Source organism: Streptomyces caelestis (assembly GCF_001279005.1).
GTDB classification, from domain to species: Bacteria; Actinomycetota; Actinomycetes; order Streptomycetales; family Streptomycetaceae; genus Streptomyces; species Streptomyces heliomycini.
On the sequence record NZ_LGCN01000148.1, the window covers coordinates 1 to 264 of the forward strand.

Consider the following 264-nt stretch of genomic DNA (forward strand, 5'->3'; position numbering starts at 1 on the left):
TGCGGGGGAGCGGCACCGGCGGGTGCTGGCGTACTCGCCGCCGGCGTTCGACTCCTCCACGTACGAGCTGTGGGTGCCCCTCCTCAGCGGCGGCACCGCCGTGATCCTCCCGGTGGCCAAGGTCGACGTGGCCGAACTCGGCGACGCGCTCACCCGCCACGGCATCACCGCGGTGTATTTCACGACGGCGTTGTTCGACGCGATGGCGTCGGAGGCGGTGGGCGCGTTGGCGGGTCTGGAGGAGATCTGGACGGGGGGTGATGT

1 protein-coding gene is annotated in these 264 nt (G+C 71.2%); it reads left to right on the plus strand.

Features of this window, described 5'->3' with window-relative positions; translation table 11 throughout:
* Positions 1 to 264, plus strand: a 264-nt coding sequence (locus tag ADK41_RS14280; RefSeq protein ID WP_159043973.1) for an AMP-binding protein, incomplete at both ends; no start/stop codon positions are given.